This is a genomic window from Brevibacillus agri, from assembly GCF_004117055.1.
Taxonomy (GTDB): Bacteria; Bacillota; Bacilli; order Brevibacillales; family Brevibacillaceae; genus Brevibacillus; species Brevibacillus agri.
This window is the reverse complement of record NZ_CP026363.1, coordinates 691085-708732: the sequence shown is the minus strand read 5'-3', so window position 1 is coordinate 708732 and position 17648 is coordinate 691085. Positions and strand designations below refer to the sequence as shown.

The 17648-nt window shown below is 56.1% G+C and carries 17 protein-coding genes; 11 read left to right on the top strand and 6 right to left on the bottom strand.

The window, feature by feature from the left end:
- Nucleotides 1–22: 22 nt before the first annotated feature.
- The 6 genes from BA6348_RS03720 to BA6348_RS03700 all read right to left on the bottom strand — a co-directional run bounded on the left by BA6348_RS03720 (nt 23) and on the right by BA6348_RS03700 (nt 5735).
- On the bottom strand, nt 23–1372 hold the full coding sequence (locus BA6348_RS03720; RefSeq protein WP_025846923.1) for an ABC transporter substrate-binding protein: 1350 nt from the start codon (nt 1370–1372) through the stop codon (nt 23–25).
- Complete coding sequence (locus BA6348_RS03715) at nt 1360–2505, bottom strand: ABC transporter ATP-binding protein (protein WP_122953016.1); 1146 nt, start codon at nt 2503–2505, stop codon at nt 1360–1362. The genes BA6348_RS03720 and BA6348_RS03715 overlap by 13 nt, the downstream gene beginning before the upstream one ends.
- A gap of 90 nt (nt 2506–2595) precedes the next feature.
- A complete protein-coding gene (locus BA6348_RS03710) occupies nt 2596–3405 on the bottom strand; it encodes an HAD-IIA family hydrolase (RefSeq protein WP_242507443.1) in 810 nt (269 codons plus the stop codon).
- 194 nt (nt 3406–3599) lie between these two features.
- Nucleotides 3600–3866 carry a hypothetical protein gene (locus BA6348_RS27110; RefSeq protein ID WP_242507442.1) on the bottom strand — a complete coding sequence of 89 codons (267 nt, stop codon included), beginning with the start codon at nt 3864–3866 and terminating at the stop codon, nt 3600–3602.
- 24 nt (nt 3867–3890) lie between these two features.
- A complete protein-coding gene (locus BA6348_RS27105) occupies nt 3891–4214 on the bottom strand; it encodes a TetR/AcrR family transcriptional regulator (RefSeq protein WP_242507441.1) in 324 nt (107 codons plus the stop codon).
- 330 nt (nt 4215–4544) lie between these two features.
- Entirely contained in the window at nt 4545–5735 is a 1191-nt protein-coding gene (locus tag BA6348_RS03700) for an ISL3 family transposase (RefSeq protein WP_081592107.1), read from the bottom strand.
- A gap of 143 nt (nt 5736–5878) precedes the next feature.
- Here BA6348_RS03700 and BA6348_RS03695 point away from each other — a divergent pair, with 143 nt between their 5' ends.
- The 11 genes from BA6348_RS03695 to BA6348_RS03645 all read left to right on the top strand — a co-directional run bounded on the left by BA6348_RS03695 (nt 5879) and on the right by BA6348_RS03645 (nt 17614).
- The gene (locus BA6348_RS03695) at nt 5879–6619 is read left to right on the top strand and encodes a (Fe-S)-binding protein (protein ID WP_005826890.1); all 741 of its coding nucleotides are present in this window, start codon (nt 5879–5881) and stop codon (nt 6617–6619) included.
- On the top strand, nt 6606–8114 hold the full coding sequence (locus tag BA6348_RS03690) for a LutB/LldF family L-lactate oxidation iron-sulfur protein (protein WP_122953490.1): 1509 nt from the start codon (nt 6606–6608) through the stop codon (nt 8112–8114). Before BA6348_RS03695 ends, BA6348_RS03690 begins: the two co-directional genes overlap by 14 nt.
- On the top strand, nt 8107–8787 hold the full coding sequence (locus BA6348_RS03685) for a LutC/YkgG family protein (RefSeq protein WP_026557656.1): 681 nt from the start codon (nt 8107–8109) through the stop codon (nt 8785–8787). Before BA6348_RS03690 ends, BA6348_RS03685 begins: the two co-directional genes overlap by 8 nt.
- Before the next feature lie 103 nt (nt 8788–8890).
- Nucleotides 8891–9607 carry a FadR/GntR family transcriptional regulator gene (locus tag BA6348_RS03680; protein ID WP_122953489.1) on the top strand — a complete coding sequence of 239 codons (717 nt, stop codon included), beginning with the start codon at nt 8891–8893 and terminating at the stop codon, nt 9605–9607.
- A 284-nt stretch (nt 9608–9891) separates the two neighbouring features.
- Nucleotides 9892–10779 (top strand): iron uptake system protein EfeO, encoded by an 888-nt coding sequence (efeO, locus tag BA6348_RS03675; protein ID WP_025846910.1) that lies wholly within the window; start codon nt 9892–9894, stop codon nt 10777–10779.
- A 4-nt stretch (nt 10780–10783) separates the two neighbouring features.
- Entirely contained in the window at nt 10784–12058 is a 1275-nt protein-coding gene (gene efeB, locus BA6348_RS03670) for an iron uptake transporter deferrochelatase/peroxidase subunit (RefSeq protein ID WP_005826883.1), read from the top strand.
- 27 nt (nt 12059–12085) lie between these two features.
- Entirely contained in the window at nt 12086–13873 is a 1788-nt protein-coding gene (locus tag BA6348_RS03665; RefSeq protein ID WP_122953488.1) for an FTR1 family protein, read from the top strand.
- Between the two features lie 262 nt (nt 13874–14135).
- Entirely contained in the window at nt 14136–15062 is a 927-nt protein-coding gene (locus BA6348_RS03660) for a decaprenyl-phosphate phosphoribosyltransferase (RefSeq protein WP_005826880.1), read from the top strand.
- A gap of 27 nt (nt 15063–15089) precedes the next feature.
- Nucleotides 15090–15446 (top strand): SMR family transporter, encoded by a 357-nt coding sequence (locus BA6348_RS03655; RefSeq protein ID WP_005826878.1) that lies wholly within the window; start codon nt 15090–15092, stop codon nt 15444–15446.
- 24 nt (nt 15447–15470) lie between these two features.
- Nucleotides 15471–15905, top strand: coding sequence for a divergent PAP2 family protein (locus BA6348_RS03650; protein ID WP_122953487.1), 435 nt, complete (start codon nt 15471–15473; stop codon nt 15903–15905).
- A 23-nt stretch (nt 15906–15928) separates the two neighbouring features.
- The gene (locus BA6348_RS03645) at nt 15929–17614 is read left to right on the top strand and encodes a hypothetical protein (RefSeq protein ID WP_122953486.1); all 1686 of its coding nucleotides are present in this window, start codon (nt 15929–15931) and stop codon (nt 17612–17614) included.
- Nucleotides 17615–17648 lie beyond the last annotated feature (34 nt).

Here is a 17648-nt window from a genome sequence, read left to right as displayed (position 1 = left end):
CATATGCCTCGCTCGATTTCGCTTATTTGTTGAATGCCGCAAGCACTTTGTCTGCCTCTTCCTGCGCCTTTTTCAGCGCTTCCGCAGCACTCGCCTTTCCGGTAATGACCGCTTGCAAGTTGTCGTTCAGCGCTTTTGTCACCTTGCCGTTATTGTGCGTGGAAAACTCGGCATGGCCGTACTCCAACTGGTCGCGCGCGACTGCCGCTGCCGGGAAGTCCTTGACGTACTGCTTCATGATCTCTTCCTCATAGGCAGATTTGCGCGTCGCGACATAGCCCGTGTCGATGCTCCACTGTGCCGCGCGCTTCGGCTCGGTCATGAAGCGGATGAACTTCCAGGCCGCTTCCTGCTTCTTCGCATCCGTTCCTTTGAACATGTAGAAGTTGCCGCCGCCCGTCGGACTGCCGAAGTTCTTTTTCGCTGGCAAAAACGCTACGCCGAAGTCAAACTTGGCGTTGTTTTTCACGTTGGTCAAGTTTCCGGTCGTATGGAACATCATCGCTGTCTTGCCTTCGAGGAAGTCAGAAGGAACGGTCGCCCACTCGATCACGCCCTCCGGCATCGCCTTATGCTTTTTCGCCAGGTCGACCCAGTATTGCAGCGCTTCTACATTTTCCGGCGTGTCGAAAAACACTTTTTTGCCGTCCTCGGTCATCAGGTTTTTGCCGTTTTGCAAGGCCAGCGCCTGATACATCCAGTAGGTGAAGCCGGAGGAAGGGATTTCCAGACCCCAGCGTCCGTCCTTGGTCAGCTTGCTCGCGTACTCGGCCAGCTCCTCCCACGTCGCAGGCGGCTTTTCCGGATCGAGGCCCACTTCCTTGAACGCTTCCTTGTTGTAATACAAAACGATCGTGCTGCGCTGGAACGGAATGCTGTACGTCTTGCCGTCGACCTGCGAGTTGGCCAGGAAGCCGGGGAAGAAATCGTTCACGTACTCGCTGCCGCCGTCTTTGGCAATAAATTCGTCCAGCGGCAGGATGGCGTCCATGTCCATCATCGTGTGCAGCTCGGTCGAGAGCATGACAGCTACGTCAGGTGGCGTTTTTCCTTGCACGGCCGCCTGGATTTTCGTCGTCGTGTCCTGGTAGCTGCCTGTGTAGACCGGCTTGACGGTAATGCCCGGGTTCGCCTTGTTGAACTCTTCTGCCATCCCGTCGACGATTTTGGTCAGGGGACCGCCGACTGCCACCGGATAAAAGAAGGACAGCTCGGTATTTTCCGCGGGCTTTGTCTCCGGCGTCCCCGTCTGCGCAGCTTGTCCCGTCTGCCCCGACGAATTGCCGCTTGTGGTGGAAGTCCCGCTGGAGCACCCTGTAATAAGCGCCAGACTCATGGCGACTGAAAACAGACTTTTCACTACTGTACGCATCGCAGTATCTCTCCCTTTTCTGTTCCGGCCGTGATGGCCAAATTTTTTCCCGATTGCGAATCAAACAGGCTGACTTGCTCTGCGGCAAAGCCGACGCGCAGCACATCTCCCCGGCGGCACGGCCATTGCCCGTTCCATTTTGCCTTCCACAGCTTGTCGCCCAGCCTGAATTCCACAATCGTCTCGGAACCGAGAATCTCCACGCCCTGCACGCTGACAAGCAACGAACGGCTCTCATCGAGCGGGCTGCCTGCCTCCAGCGGCTGCAACGCCTCGGGGCGCACGCCGAGCACAACGGGCGTCCCGCCCTTGATGCCTGCCTGTAGACCGAGCGGCAAAAACCGTCTGCTCGGGTCATTCGTCAGCTCGACGCCGGACTGCGCGCCATTGCTTCGCCAAACGCCCTCTGTCGTATTCATCGGCGGCGCCCCGGTAAATTCGGCCACAAACAGGTTCGCCGGACGGTTGTACACGTCGAGCGGCCTGCCTACCTGCTGCACCTCGCCGTCGCGCAGCACCATCATCCGGTCGCCCATTGTCATCGCCTCGACCTGGTCGTGCGTGACGTAAATCATCGTGATTCCCAGCTCCTGTTGCAGTTGCCGAATCTCCGTCCGCATATGCCCGCGCAGCTTGGCATCGAGATTGGACAGCGGCTCGTCCATCAGACAGATCGGATGCTGGCTGACAATCGCCCGGCCGAGCGCCACCCGCTGCCGCTGACCGCCCGACAGCTCTTTTGGCTTTCTGTGCAAAAGCTGGGCGATCCCGAGCATCTCGGCCACCAGCTCCAGCCGCTTGGCCTGCTCCTGCTTGTCCACTTTGCGAACCTGCAAGCCGAACAAAATGTTATCTTTGACCGTCAAATGCGGATACAAGGCGTAATTTTGAAAGACCATGGATATATTTCGCCCGCTCGGCGCGACTTCGTTGACTCGCTTGCCGCCAATCAACAGCTCTCCTTCGCTGATGTCTTCCAGTCCGGCAATCATGCGCAGCGTCGTCGATTTGCCGCAGCCCGAAGGACCGACCAGCACAAAAAACTCTCCCGGCGCAATGAGCGCGCTGACTTCATTGACGACCTTTTGCCGCTCGTACATTTTGGAAATGCGTCGCAATTCCACTTCTGCCACGACAATCCCCCCTGAACCTCTGGCGTTGGTGCTTCATCACCCGATCATATCAACCGCTTGATAAGCAAATATTTGGAAAATGTAAAGCTTTTATCTACATTGCTGCTGCTCTTGCCTGTCGTGCGCGCTGCCATCCAGCGTAGGCAGGACAAAATCCGGCCGGATGCCCGCACGCTCCAGCTCATGGCACGTCGTCACCCCTGTCAGCACGAGCGCGGTTTTCATTCCGCTGTTTTTGCCGAGCAAAATATCCGTCTCCAGCCGATCGCCTACCATCAGGCACTGTTCCGGCCGGACGTTCAACTGCTGAAAAACTTGCTCCGCATAGAAGCGGGACGGCTTTCCCGTCATGGCCCAGACAGTCGCGCCGCCTGCGGTTTCAATCGCCTGCGCCAGCGCTCCCGTATCCGGAATCGCACCGCCTGGTACGGGGCATACCGGGTCAGGGTTGGCTACAATCAGCTTGGCTCCGTTTCGCAGCGCATCGGCCGCCAGCAGCAATTTTTCGTAGGTGAACGTTCTGTCCATGCCGACCAGCACATGCGTAGCTTGCGACGGCGCTTGCACCTGCCTGATCTGAAAACTCGCCAGCTCTGCGGCAAGCTCGCGCTCCCCGACAACCAGCACACGCGCGCTGTCTGCCTGCTGCTGAAAATACAGGCCCGCCGCATAAGCTGCCGTCATGATTTCCTCGCGCTCCACGCAGAGGCCAAGCTTTTCCAGCCGCGCCTGGCAGTCCGCTCTCGTCTGCACCGTGGTGTTCGTCAAAAACATGATCTTCTTCTCGTTCGCACGCAAGGCGGCAAACGTTTTTCCCACGCCGGGCAGCAGCCGATCCCCAATGAAGATCGTCCCGTCCAGATCAAAAAAATACGCGTCATACAAAGCGGTATCTAACAAAGCCTCCTGCTCGCTCCTTTCTTTTTGGGGAAACACAAAAAGCCCTCACGCAAGACAACAGCATGCAAACAACAAACCGATACCATCGGTCCGCATTGCCAAAGCTGTCGCTGCATGAGGGCTTTCTCCACGTCTCGGCCCACTTACAGACGTTATTCACTTGGTGACTTTAAGACAAGCATAGCAGGGAAGTGTTAAGAGAGTGTTGAGCTTTGCTCTCGTTTGTGTAAATCGCGCCCGACTTTTGCCCCGTAGCCTTCCAGCATCACCTGAAAAATCAGGCGATTCCACTCTGTCTCGGCCACTCCCGGATGCTTGGGGATTTGGATGGCCTGAAACAACAGACTGGCGATCAGCTCGCTCGGAATATCGCCCCGAATCGCTCCGTCCTGCTTGCAGGTGTCAATCAGCTCGATCAGCCGCCGATTCAGCAAATGATGCTGCTGGCGCAGTGTCGTCATCGCCTCGTTCACGCCGGGAGACGACTAGCCGTTCACAAACGGAGCAAACAGCAAAATCTGGTGAATGTCCGCGTACTTCATAAACGAGTCAAACATCTTCCGCAATCTCGCCAAAGGAGCCGGCTCGCTGTCTGGTCGCTCGTATTCGCTCATGACTTTTTCCATCAAATGGACCATCAAAGAGGCGATCAGCTCGTCCTTGTTGGAAAAATACTCGTAGATGGTGCTGCGGCTCACATTCAATTGATCGGCTACCAGCTTGAAATGAAAGCCAGCGTAGCCTTTTTCCACGAGTATCTTGCCCGACACTTCGTACAGTTCGTCGATGTGCAGTTTTTGTCTCGCCATGCGCAACACCTTCTTTGCCTGCTTTTTTCCCTGAACGGCTTCCCGCTTTCGTCGCTTCCTGCCGCTTAATTATGAACAGTTTACACAAGCTGCTACCCAAGCTCAACCCTTGCGGCAGCACAAAAATCAGGCAGGAAAAAATCCCCTGGTCGCCCCCTGCCCCGGTACGTCCTGTGCGCATCCCAACGCCCAATACGAACGCTTCTGCCAGCTTTTCCGCTTTACGCGTCGATCGTTTCATTTTTCAGACTATTAACCTCCCGACATGTATAATAAAGCTCTTCACCATTAAACGTGCTTGATCTTCCTCTAGCGTAGTTTTTCACTTTTTTATATGGCTGGTTTACACTCCAGCCGAATTCGAATCTTGAACCGCTCGATGTTGCGATACCCATAGGCTCGTCGCTTGATGACTTTCACTTTGTTGTGTGTCCCTTCAATCGGAGCATTTGTAACTCGAAACGAAAAATAATTCTGAACCGACTGTCGCCATTGAACGATTGTTTTTGCAATCGAACGGACGGCAGAGGTGGGAGATGTGAGGTGCTCGGTTATCCATTGTTGGAGTGCTTCTTTTCCCGACTCTTCTGTCTGAGCTGCATATACCGTTCTCATGTGCTGAAGAGCGTTGTAAAGGCGTTCCAAATGGGGATCTTGAGCGAACCAGGCTTTCAATTCCTCCTGTTCCTCAGGTTTCAGTTTATCAGGAGGTGTGTGGAGCAGACGTTGTTCATGTCTACCCCGGCGATGAGTTCCCCGCGAACGGGTACGTTTACGAGCAGCTTCTAACGATTTGGAGAAGAGCTGAATGACGTGGAACTTGTCCGCTACTACCGTGGCATCCTTCCAAACACCGCGAACCGTCTCAGCCATTCCAGGAGCCAAGTCTGTCACAACAACCTGTGGAGGCGTAGCAAAGGGCCAGTTCATGAGAGCCTGACGAACCTGCTCACGTGAACGCCCTTCTGTAACCTGCCAGATATGCCCGCTTTGTGCATCCATGAGGTTGACACCGTACTTGTGTCCTTTTTGGAGAGCAAACTCGTCCAGACAGACCATAGTAGGCGTAAGATGATCTTGGGGCTTAGCGAGAAGCTGAGGAGCCAGTTGGTAATACCACCGTTCCAATGTCGTATAGCAGATTCCGAGTTGTTTGGAAACGCTAAGCAAATCCCTCTTCTGACACAACTCAACGGCCATTTGACGAAACGCAAAAGTAGCCGTTCCTCGATAGGGAATTCCATCCCATTCGAGAGTCCAGGTGATCTGGCAATCGTGGCAACGTTGTCGATATACAGGAACACGTACCCAGACAGTACCCCATGAAGGAATAAAGCGGTGACGAAGAAGACGGTACCCTGGGCGAGCATGATTGGTGCTCTCTTTCAGGCAGAGAGGACACAGATGAGAGGCTGGATTGGGAGTGAGAGTCACTACCCAATCGGTTTCAGTCGTTTTGTCCCAATGGGAAAGTTGAAACGATGGAAGGCCGATTAAGTCTGTGGTAAACTGGTTAGACAACGTAGATTTCCTCCTATCTTGTGATGGTCAGGACAACTTTCACGATAGAGGAACATCTACGTTTTTTCAATGTCTAGCACGGGTTATGGTGATGAATCTATAATAAGCTGATAAGTAAAAAATTGGTTTGAGAAGGTGATCGCGTGAAAGTCTCTCTGTTCATTACCTGTTTGAGTGACGCCCTGTATCCGCAGGTGGGAGAAGCGATGGTTCGCCTGCTTGCCGGATACGGCGTGCAAGTGCAGTTTCCCGATGTACAGACGTGCTGCGGTCAGCCGGCCTTTAACAGCGGATACTGGGACGAGGCCAGAGCTGCGGCCAAAACATTGCTTGCGGCTTTTGACGACAGCGACTTTGTCATTTCTCCGTCCGGCTCCTGTACGGGCATGATTCATCATTACTACCCGAAGCTGTTCGAGCACGACCCTGTGTTGCGGCAAAAAGCGGAGCAATTGCGCGACAAAACGTACGAGTTTACCCAGTTTGTCGTGAACGTGTTGGGCATCACGGACTTGGGGGCTGTTTTTCCGCACAAGGTTACCTACCATCCCTCCTGTCACGGGAGCCGCCTGCTCGGCGTCAGCGAGGAGCCGCTGCAACTGATACAGCAAGTTCGGGGACTCGATTTGGTTCCGCTTCCGTTTGCCGAAGATTGCTGCGGCTTCGGCGGTACTTTTGCCGTGAAAATGAGCGAAATATCAGGGGCGATGGTGACGGAAAAGGCCGATCACGTCCTGGAGACAGAAGCAGAGGTGCTCGTTGGCCTTGATCTGGGCTGTCTGCTCAACATCTCGGGCAACCTGCGCTTTCGCGGAGAGCCTGTGCGCGTGATGCATCTGGCTGAATTACTGTACGAGGGAGTGAAAAACGGTGAAAAGCGCTAAGGAAGCATCCGTTGCAGACAGGGCCAGGGCGGCTTTGCAGGACGAATTTTTGCGCAATGCGGTCAAATACACCACCGAGCGGCTGCGGGACGGTAAGCAGCTAGCAGCGTCAGAGCAAGGCAACTGGGAGGAGTGGCGCGAGCGCGGACGGCAAATTCGCTTGCATACGATCGCCCACCTCGACTATTACCTCAATCAGTTCATCGACAACGCCCGCGCGAACGGCGCCCAGATTCATTTTGCCTACACGGCGGAAGAAGCGGCGGCGATCACGCTCGCCATCGCCGAGAAACGCGGAGCGCGCACCGTCGTCAAGTCAAAGTCGATGGTGTCCGAAGAAGTACACATCAACGAAGCGCTGGAAGCACAAGGCATCGAGTCGATCGAAACCGATCTCGGCGAATACATCATTCAATTAGCGAAAGAAGGACCGTCGCACATCATCATCCCCGCCATCCACAAAAACAGGACGCAAATCGCGGAGCTTTTGTCGAAAGAAGCAGGCGAGGCGCTGCCCCCCGATACGGCCGTGCTCGCCGGGTTTGTGCGCCGGAAGCTGCGCGAAAAGTTCCTCGAAGCAGACATCGGCATGACGGGCGTCAACTTCGCCATCGCCGAGTCAGGCTCCATCGTCCTGTTTGAAAACGAGGGCAATGCGCGGATGGTCAGCACTGTGCCGAAAACGCAAATCTCGCTCATGGGCATGGAGCGCATCATTCCGACCTGGGCTGACTTGGAGGTCATGGCTACGCTCCTGCCGCGCTCCGCCACCGGGCAAAAGCTGACCGTCTACATGTCCGGCATCAGTGGACCGCGCCGCGCCCTAGACAGCGACGGGCCGGAGGAAATGCACATCATCATCGTCGACAACGGCCGCTCGCTGCAGCTCGGCGACCCGGATTTTCAGGAGCTGTTGAACTGCATCCGCTGCGGAGCCTGCCTCAACGCCTGTCCCGTGTATCGGCACATTGGCGGACACGCTTACGGCGGGCCGTACAGCGGGCCAATCGGGGCTGTACTCAAGCCTGCCTTGCAAAAAAACGTGGCGGAGTGGGACGACATCGCCTACGCCTCCAGCCTGTGCGGCGCCTGCTACGAAGCGTGCCCGGTCAAAATTCCGCTGCACGACATGCTCGTCTACTTGCGCAAGCGCAAGGCAGAAGCAGGCAATACCGCCCCCGAAGAAGCATGGGCCATGAAAGGCTTTGGCTACATCATGTCCGACCACAGACGGCTCAGGCGAGTCCTTACGCTGGGCAGGCTCGGGCAAAAGCTGGGGCTGCACGACTTTGCCATCAAAGCGAAGCGCGGACCCTTGCAAGGCTGGAGCAAGTATCGGCACACGCCTGCGACTCATGCGCAGTCTTTTCGCGAAAAGTGGCCTGCCCTGGCGCACGTGCTCGGCGACGAACGCAAGGAACTAAGCCCGCAGCTACAAGCCCGGCTGGAAGAGGAGCTGCGCAAACGCGAAAGGAGAGTCGACGACCATGAGTGACGCGCAAAAAGCCTTCATTCAAATGATTACAAACCGACTGGGCAGGCCGATGCCCGCTTCGCCGCCTGTGCACCCGTACAAAGGCGCTCCTGATTTTTGGCGAACCCACGCGCTTGCGCTGGAGGACAAGATCGCGCTTTTCCGCGACAATTGGCAAAAAGCTGGCGGACACTTCTGCCGTTTTGCGACCATGCGTGAAGCCAAACAGTTCATCGTGGAAAAAGCGGCCGAACTGAAGGCCCGCCAGTTTCTTTTGCAAAACCAGCCAGAGCTGCTCGCGCTCGGGCTATCCGAGAGCTTGCCCGACTCCACCTTCACCGTCTGGCATCCAGCCAATCGCGACGTGCTGCTGGCACAGGCAGCCCAAGCCGATATCGGCATCGCGCTCGTCGATTGCGGCGTCGCGCATACCGGAACGGTCGTCGTGACCTCGTCGGAAAACAGCGGACGCTCGGTCAGCCTGCTGCCTGCCGTGTTTATCGCCATCCTCCCCGCAGAGCGGCTCCGGACAAGGCTCGGGGAAGCGTTGGCTGCCTACGACGGACGCGAGCTCGCAGACTTTCCTGCCGGGATTCATTTCATCTCCGGCCCCAGCCGTTCCGCCGATATCGAAAACGATCTGACCATCGGGGTGCACGGCCCTGGCGTCGTGTTTGTTTTGCTCGTCGGCTAAGCACCCGGTCGCGCCCTGGCCTGCGGGAAGCGCGCTCTTTTTCCGGCGTCGTCACGTGTTACAATAGCTTTTGGAAAAAACCGGATTGTACAGGAGTGTTGAAATGGACCTCTCCAGGCTCGCCAAAAAAAACCATTACGAACACATCACCGAGCAGTTAAAAGCGCTCATTCTCAACGGAGAGCTGCCACCCGGAGCCAAGCTCCCCTCCACCAAGGAGCTGTCGGAGCGATTCGGCGTCGGCCGCTCCACCACGCGCGAGGCGCTCAGTGCCTTGAAGGCGATGGGGCTGATTGAGATTCGCCAGGGCGGCAATTGCACGGTAAGAAGCATCCCCTCCCCTGCGCACAGCCTGCTGCCTGATCTCAGCGGCTTGCAAACGAACAAACAAACCATTCTCGAACTGATCGAGGTGCGAAAATCGCTGGAAGTCTCCAACGCCGCCATCGCTGCACTCAAGCGTGACGATCACGACCTGCACTCCTTGGAAGCCATCCTCGCGGAAATGGAGCAGCACGTCGGCGCCGAGGAAGTAGGCGAGCGCACCGATCTGCTTTTTCACCTGACACTCGCCAAAGCCACCCACAACTCCATCCTGGCGCATCTGTTTGAATCGCTCTCCCACCAAATGGAAATCGGCATTCGCGAGACTCGCAGAATGGAAATTTACTCGAACCACTCCGTCTCCGCGCAGTTTTTCCACGAGCATAGAGCGATCTACGAAGCGATCAAGAGCAAAGACCCCGAAGCGGCCCAGTCCAGGATGAAGGAACATCTGCTCCACGAAAAGAGCATTCTCCTGAAGTATTTGGCTGATTGAACCCCGCGCAAAAAGGCTTGTCGAGCAACGGACTCGGCGGCCTTTTTTTCTGTCTCGCTCCCCCCTCGTTCCGGCATGCAAAATAAACCGGTAGGCAAGCCTGTCAGAAAACTTGGCGCAGACTTAGTTGCGCTGATACTGGATAAGAATCTTATACATTCTTCTCTGTACAAAAAAATATTGCAAACCGCCAAAGAAAGGTTTACATTTTTCCTGAATGATAATGATTTTTATTATCAATGTATAAGAATCTACTTATATGGTAATTAAGGGGATGTTTTCAGATGATGAAAAAATGGGGTTACCCGCTGTCCGCCGTTGTGCTCGGATCTTCTCTCTTGTTGTCTGCTTGCGGCAGCACCGAGACGGCAAAGGAAGAGAAAAAGCCTGAAGCCGCTCAACCGGACAAGCCGGCCGCTGCCGAAACCGCCGCGAACACCGCTGCCGTAGACCTGCAAGCTCCCATCGACGCCTACCGCAAATGGGTCATTGAACAGACAGACCAGTTGGTAAAAGCGACGGAAAGCTTTACGGCCGCCGTCAAAGCTGGCGACATGGAAAAAGCGAAAAGCGAGTACGCGCCAGCTCGCGCCTACTTTGAACGAATCGAGCCGATCGCGGAATCGCTCGGCGACTTCGACCCGTGGATTGATGCTCGCGAAGGCGATGTTCCCGATAACGAATGGCGCGGCTATCACAAATTGGAAAAAGCTCTCTGGGAAACCAAGTCCGTCGCTGACCAAGGCCCGGTGGCAGACCAGCTTCTGCAAGACGTCAAGCAACTGCGCGTGAAAGTCGAGAGCGTGGATATCGACGTGAAAATGCTCGTAACAGGCGCAGTAGAGCTTTTGAACGAAGTTTCGACCAGCAAGGTGACAGGCGAGGAAGAGCGCTACTCCCACACCGACCTGTACGATTTCGCGGCAAACGTAGAGGGCGCACACGAGATTTTCAAAGTGCTCAAGCCTGCTGTCGATGCCAAGGACGAAGCTTTGTCCAAAGAGATCGAAACCCGTTTTGCCGAGCTTGACGCAGCGCTCGCGCCTTACCGCAAGGACAACGGCTACGTGTTGTACACCGAGTTGAAGGAAGACCAGGTGAAAAAACTGAGCCAGTCTCTCGATGCCCTGGCTGAACCACTGTCCAAAATGGGCACGATCATTGGGGGCTAACCTGATGGAAAACAAGCATCCCGCAAGCGACAACACAAAGCTGACACGTCGCGAGGCACTGAAGCTGGCGGGTGTCGGCGGACTCGGGCTGATTCTCGGCGCTACCGGCGTGAAATCGCTGCTGCCGTCCGCTTCTTCCAGCGAAAAAGCCGCTGCAGCGCCTGTGCTTGCCGACGGCATCATTCCTTTTTACGGCAAGCATCAGGCCGGGATCATTACACCTATGCAGGATTTTATCTGCATGGGTGCTTTTGATTTAACGACGGCCTCGCTCGACGATGTGCGCAAGCTGTTCCAGAGCTGGACCGCAGCAGCAGCCCGCTTGACGGCTGGCAAAACCGCGGACGAGGAAAGCGGCAGCCCTCACCTCCCGCCCGCCGATACAGGCGAGAGCGCGGGGCTGAACCCGATGCGCCTGACGATTACGTTTGGACTCGGCGCTTCCTTCTTCGACGAGCGCTTCGGACTGTCTGGCAAACGGCCCGCCGCTCTGGTCGACTTGCCCCGCTTCAACAGCGATGAAATACGCAAGGAATGGTCTGGCGGCGACGTCGTCGTCCAGGTGTGCGCCAACGATCCGCAGGTGGCTTTTCACGCGCTGCGCAACCTGGCCCGCATCGCGCGCGGCAAAGCTGTCCTCCACTGGGTTCAGGAAGGCTTTCAGCGCACGGGCGCAGCCGATCCGAGCGGTTCTACCCCGCGCAATTTGATGGGCTTCAAGGACGGAACCAACAACCCGAAGGTCAGCGACCCGGCTGTAGCCGATGAAGTCGTCTGGGTGCAACCTTCCGACGAACCGGCCTGGATGACTGGCGGCAGCTACATGGTCATGCGCAGAATCCGCATGCGGATCGAGGTCTGGGACCGCTCTGCCCTGGACGACCAGGAAAATACGTTTGGCCGACATCGCGACTCCGGTGCGCCGCTCGGAAAAACAAACGAGTTCGACGATCTGGAGCTGGACCGCAAAGACGCTAACGGCAATCCGGTCATTCCAGTCAACTCCCACGTCGCTCTCGCCCACATGGAAGGCAAAGTCAAAATACTGCGCCGCGGCTACTCTTATTCGAGCGGACTGGATGCGCGGACCGGGCAGTTGGACGCCGGACTGCTGTTCATCTGCTTCAACCGCGACCCGCGCAAGCAGTTTATCCCGATGCAACAAAAGCTCGCGTCTGTCGATTTGCTCAACGAATACATCACCCACGTCGGCAGCGGCCTGTACGCCTGTCTGCCGGGTGCCAGCGAAGGCGGCTACATCGGAGACACACTGTTTTAACCAACTAGCAAGGATGGAGTGAATCCCTTGAAACGCTATCTTTTTTCCGTTTTCCTCTGCCTGCTGCTGCTTCTCTCCGGGCTGTCGTCTGCCTTCGCAGCGCCACTTGCTTCCGAGCAGCTCAAACAGTTGATCGCCCTCTCCAGCGACGCGCTCATCAGCAGCGGCGATAAAAATTGGGACGAAGCGACAAAAGCCGTTGCCAGCATGAAGACGATCTGGGCTGCGAACGCAGAGGATACTTCAGCAGACGCACAGGCGCTGTCGGCTGCCATCGCGCAAGCCGAGCAAGCTCTCGCCCAGGTACAGTCCAAGCCGGAGGACGCGGCCGCAGCCATCTCCAACCTGGCCAAAGCCGCCGATCGCTACGTCACGGCCCAGGAATCACCGGCACAGCCAAAAGAAAAGGCGCACAAGCAAATCGCTGCCCTGCTGCCTTTTCTGGAAAAAAGCCTGGCTGCAGTCGAAGCAAGCGACTGGACACAAGCCAAGCAGCAGTACAACAGCTTCGTCGAAGGCTGGTACAAAGCCGAAAGCCTCGTTCGTTCGGAAAACGCCGCCGTCTACGGCGATATGGAAGTGAAAATAAGCGGCGCACGCATCGCCTTGAACACCGAGCCGCCCAATCCGCAAAAAAGTACGGAAAAGCTGCAATCGCTGCTGCAAGCGGTCCAAGACTACGTGTCAGGAAAAGCCGGGCAGCAGGCGGCGGGGGCGACAGACTCCACAGAGCAGCCGTCCATCTCCACCCTGCTTGAACTCATCGGCTCTGTGGAGGCGGACATCGCCAGCCAGAACGCGGAGGAAGCGGCCGGAAAAATGGACACCTTCATCGCCACATGGCCTCTGGTGGAAGGCGTGGTCATGACCAAATCGCCCGCGACCTACAGCAGCATAGAAGCCAAGATGGTCGCCGTACCGACGCTGATTTTGTCCAGCCCGCCACAGTGGGACAAAGCAGCCGCCCTGCTCGCTGAGATGAAGGCAGAGCTGGAGCCGTTCGCCACCGCTTCCTCCTACACCGCCTGGGATGCGGGACTGATTTTGTTCCGCGAAGGCTTGGAGGCGATACTGATTATCGTGTCGCTGCTCGCCTTCCTGCAAAAATCAGGCAATGCGGACAAGCGCAAATGGATTTGGTCAGGCGCCGCGCTCGGGGTAGCGGCTTCGGCGATCCTCGCCGTCGTGCTCAGCATCGTCTTTTCCAACCTCACGACAGGCAGCTCCCGCGAGACAATCGAAGGCATTACCGGACTCATTGCCGTGTTCTTCATGCTGACCATCGGCGCCTGGCTCCACAAAAAGTCGAATTTGCAGGCGTGGAACGATTTTGTGCAAAAATCAATCGGCTCCTCGCTGGCAAAAGGCGCGCTCTGGTCGCTTGCTTTCACTGCGTTTCTCGCTGTCGTCCGCGAAGGCGCGGAAACGATCATTTTTTACATGGGGATGGCCGCGACGATTTCCATGACCGACCTGATGCTCGGCATCGTCGGAGCGCTGGTCGTGCTCGCCGTCATCAGCTTCGTCATCATCAGGCTGAGCGCGCGGATTCCTGTCCGTCCGTTCTTCCTCGTCGCCAGCCTGCTGCTTTACTACATGGCCTTCAAGTTTATCGGGGTCAGCATCCATGCGCTACAGGTCACAGGCACCCTGCCTGCGCACAGCGAGGACTTCCTGCTCCACCTGCCGGACCTCGGCATTTATGCGAACTGGGAGACGACGATTCCGCAGCTTGTCATCCTGGCCGTCATTTTGCTCAACTTGTCGATTTACTCGTGGAAAAGGCCAGCCAAAAGGGTCCCACGCGTAAACTGACCGGAACAGAAGGGAAAAAAACGCAGCTTGCTGGCACTCCGCTTTGCCAGAAGCTGCGTTTTTTCGTGAGATCGCAACCATTTGCCCCACCGTCCGCCGCCTCCGAATGACCAGTTACAAAATTTTACAAAATCTCCATAAGATATGGACAAACCACAAATTTTACGCAAAAATGAAACGTTATATTGGCGAGGTGTAACTTTCCATTTACATTTTTCGTCATTAGGAGGATAGCAATATTCTTTTTGGATTGGAGAGAAATATGGGGGTAACATCTAATTCCGTAAAAGTTGACGTGAAAACGGCTTCCCGCTTCCGGCAAAATATCGTCTACCTGCTGATTCGTCAATTGCGCCCACACCAGTGGACGAAAAATTTGCTCGTCTTCGCAGCACTGCTCTTTTCCTTGCACAAAGTCAGCACGGATGTCATTGGCAAATCGTTGTTCGCGTTTTTGTTGTTCTGCTTTGTATCCGGCTGCGTCTACATCCTGAACGACTTCGTGGACATCAAAAACGACCGGAACCACCCGGAAAAGCGGTTTCGGCCCATGGCCTCCGGCACCCTGCCGCCTGCGCTTGCCCTGGCGTTTGGTGCGCTGCTGTTGGCTGGCTCGCTTTTTTCCGCCTTTTACTTTGATCGGTTGTTCGGGGTTGTCCTCGCTGTTTATTTTGTGCTCAATGTCGCCTATTCGCTCAAGCTCAAGCACGTAGTCATTCTCGACGTCATGATTATTTCCGCAGGGTTTGTGCTGCGGGCCATCGGCGGCAGCCTGATGATTAACACGCCGTTCACGCCGTGGTTTTTGCTCTGCACCATGCTGCTGGCCCTGTTTTTGGCGATCAGCAAACGGCGCCACGAGCTGCTTCTGCTGCAAGCGGACAAAGGAACGCATCGCAAAGTACTGGACAGCTATTCGTCCGAATTGTTGAATCAGCTCAATACAATTGTCACTACGGCGACGATTATCAGCTACAGCTTGTTCACCTTTACTTCGGGACGCACGATTCATCTGATGTGGACAATCCCGTTCGTGATCTTCGGCATTTTCCGCTACCTGTACCTGATTACGATCACAGACAAAGGCGGCAGTCCTGAAAAAGTGCTGCTGCAGGACAAGCCGATTCTCATCACAGTCGTGCTCTACGCCATCACCGTAGCGGGCATCATTTACACCTTTGAATATTAATCACACAGACAGGTTGTGGATCACACTATGCCATCTATCGTTCTCATCCTCATCTCGGTGCTGCTCAGCGCCAGCGGTCAGATTGCCATGAAAATGGGGGCGTCCTCGCTGTCCGGCAACAATGACATGCTGCTGTTGAAGTTTCTGCATTATTTCACCAACCTGCCGATCATGGCGGGGCTTGCGCTTTACGGACTGTCTGCGTTCATCTGGATCGCCGCGCTGGAAAAAGTGCAGCTTTCCTACGCGTATCCCATGGCGGCCCTCGGGTACGTGCTGGTAGCCGGGCTGTCCTTTTTGATCTTTCACGAGCCGCTGTCGCTCACACGTATCGTCGGGCTGGCGATCATCGTCGTTGGCGTGGTTGTCATTTCCCAATCGTAATCACCAAGAAAGAGGAGCTTGCCCATGTTTTATGCGATCGCGCCATTTATTGGCTGGCTTGTGTCCGGAGTAACCAAATTTTTGATAAATTACCTTCGCTTTGGACCAGAAGCGAAAAAGATGGTCGGAAACGGCGGCTTTCCCAGCACGCACACGACCGTCATGGTCACCACCGTGTTTTTGATCGGCTTGCAGGAGGGCTTCACTCATCCTGTTTTCGGTCTGGGCGTGGCGGTGACGTTTATTGTCATCATTGACGCAACCGGGCTGCGCCGAGCCGTAGGCAAGCATGCCGCCGCACTCAACAAGCTGGCAAAGAAGCACCCTGGCAGCCTGTTGCCCACGCCGCTGCGCGAGAGCATGGGCCATACCAGATGGGAAATTGCCGGAGGGCTGGTGCTGGGGATCATGCTCGCCACGCTCCTGCACCTGTTGGCTGGCGCCTTCCCAGTCCTTTAGCTTGCAAAACAGGAGACATACAGATGAATAACCGTACTGCAACGTATTCGTTTTTGATCGGGGCCGCTTTGCTGTTTTTTATGGCCGCGATCGTGCTTTGTACCTCGATTTTCTTTTTGTTGGGCATCCCGGTCACGGCCGTCAGCTTCTGGCTCGCCGTCTTCGCCGCTTTGGCCTGCATGTTCGCCATGACGGCCGTATTTGTGCCTCTCCGCCGTCCAACCTGGCTGCTCGCCCTGCTCGCGGGACTTGGCCTCGTCGTCGGAAGTAGCTGGTACATCAGCGCCAATACGTTCGACCTTTCCTTTGACGGGCAGACCTATCACCAGGAAGCGATCATTTTGCTGAAAAACGGCTGGAATCCGGTCCACGACGCGCCCGTGCTCAAGCCGCTCGCCAAGCCAATCGAGGAAATGGACAACAAGGAGATTTTGTCCGCGTTCCACCTCTGGATCAATCATTACGCCAAAGGGCCGTGGATGCTGGATGCCGTCATGTACAAGGTGACCGACCAGATTGAAGTCGGGAAAATATTCAACCTGCTGCTCATGGCCGCTTCCTTTTTCTTCAGTCTGGCTGCCATAAGAGTCGCCTTTCCCGCGAAAAAAGGGCTGGGGATCGTCCTGGCGCTGCTTTTGGCCGGCAATCCGGTCAGCGTCACGCAGGCTACGTCCTACTACATTGACGGACAGCTCGGCTCGCTCGTGCTCATCATCTGCGCGCTCGGGTACTTGCTGCTCAAGCGCTATCACACCTGGATCATGCTGGCTCTCTGCTCGGCGCTCATGCTGCTGGCACAGATCAAATTCACGGCGCTGGTATACGCCGTGCTGCTCGGCTGCGCCTTGCTGGTGCTCTTCTTTTTCTACGATCGGCAAAAGCGCTGGAAAAGACTCCTGACGTGGCTCGCAGCGAGTCTGGTTATCACCGTCCTGGTAGTGGGCTACAATCCGTACGTCACCAACACGCTCGCCAAAGGGCATCCGTTTTATCCGCTGGCGGGCAAAGGAGCGGTCGATATTATGACCTCGAACAGCCCGCATGATTTCAAAGGCATCAACCCGGTGAGCAAGCTCGCGATTTCGCTGTTCGCCAAATCAGAAAACATCGCCACGCCAAAAGAAACGACGCTGAAATGGCCCTTTACCGTCTCGACTCCGGAGTTGAAAGTGTTTCTCTCCCCGGACGTCCGCGTGGCAGGCTTCGGGCCATGGTTCGGGGGAGCTGTGCTGATCGCCCTCCTGCTCGCGCTTGGCTTGCTTGTAGACCCGGAGCGGAGAAAAGCCGTGCCGTTTTTCATCGCGAGCGGCATCCTGCTCGCCACGGTGCTCGTCAACCCGGAAAGCTGGTGGGCGCGGTATGTTCCCCAGCTCTGGCTGATTCCCGTTCTCGTGGCATTGGCAGGCTGGGAGGCGCGCTCTGCCTTGTTGCGCTACGGAAGCACGCTCCTGGTCGGCGTCATGTTCGTCAACATGCTGCTGGTTGGCAATGCACATCTGCTGGCGCAAAAATCCGTCAACGAAATGGCGCGGCAGCAGTTACAAGACATCAAAGCTGCGAACAAGACGATGGTCGTCGATTTCCGCCACTTCAACGCCAACCGCGTGCGGCTGCAGGAAGCCGGGATTCCGTTCGTAGAGCAAAAAATCAGCGACGAGCAAAACGTCAAAGGCATTGTCAGCTCGCGGGCGATCTACTACTTGCAGTAACCCGCTTCGTTATTTGGCGCTCGCTCTGTATGCA

Bases quoted from the DNA above. Each gene is read 5' to 3' on its own strand.
- BA6348_RS27105 (WP_242507441.1), bottom strand. From the start codon at position 4,214: ATGGCGAGACAAAAACTGCACATCGACGAACTGTACGAAGTGTCGGGC.
- efeB (WP_005826883.1), top strand. From the start codon at position 10,784: ATGGAAAACAAGCATCCCGCAAGCGACAACACAAAGCTGACACGTCGC.
- BA6348_RS03655 (WP_005826878.1), top strand. From the start codon at position 15,090: ATGCCATCTATCGTTCTCATCCTCATCTCGGTGCTGCTCAGCGCCAGC.
- BA6348_RS03685 (WP_026557656.1), top strand. From the start codon at position 8,107: ATGAGTGACGCGCAAAAAGCCTTCATTCAAATGATTACAAACCGACTG.
- BA6348_RS03680 (WP_122953489.1), top strand. From the start codon at position 8,891: ATGGACCTCTCCAGGCTCGCCAAAAAAAACCATTACGAACACATCACC.
- BA6348_RS03650 (WP_122953487.1), top strand. From the start codon at position 15,471: ATGTTTTATGCGATCGCGCCATTTATTGGCTGGCTTGTGTCCGGAGTA.
- BA6348_RS03660 (WP_005826880.1), top strand. From the start codon at position 14,136: ATGGGGGTAACATCTAATTCCGTAAAAGTTGACGTGAAAACGGCTTCC.
- BA6348_RS03720 (WP_025846923.1), bottom strand. From the start codon at position 1,372: ATGCGTACAGTAGTGAAAAGTCTGTTTTCAGTCGCCATGAGTCTGGCG.
- BA6348_RS27110 (WP_242507442.1), bottom strand. From the start codon at position 3,866: ATGACGACACTGCGCCAGCAGCATCATTTGCTGAATCGGCGGCTGATC.
- BA6348_RS03645 (WP_122953486.1), top strand. From the start codon at position 15,929: ATGAATAACCGTACTGCAACGTATTCGTTTTTGATCGGGGCCGCTTTG.
- efeO (WP_025846910.1), top strand. From the start codon at position 9,892: ATGATGAAAAAATGGGGTTACCCGCTGTCCGCCGTTGTGCTCGGATCT.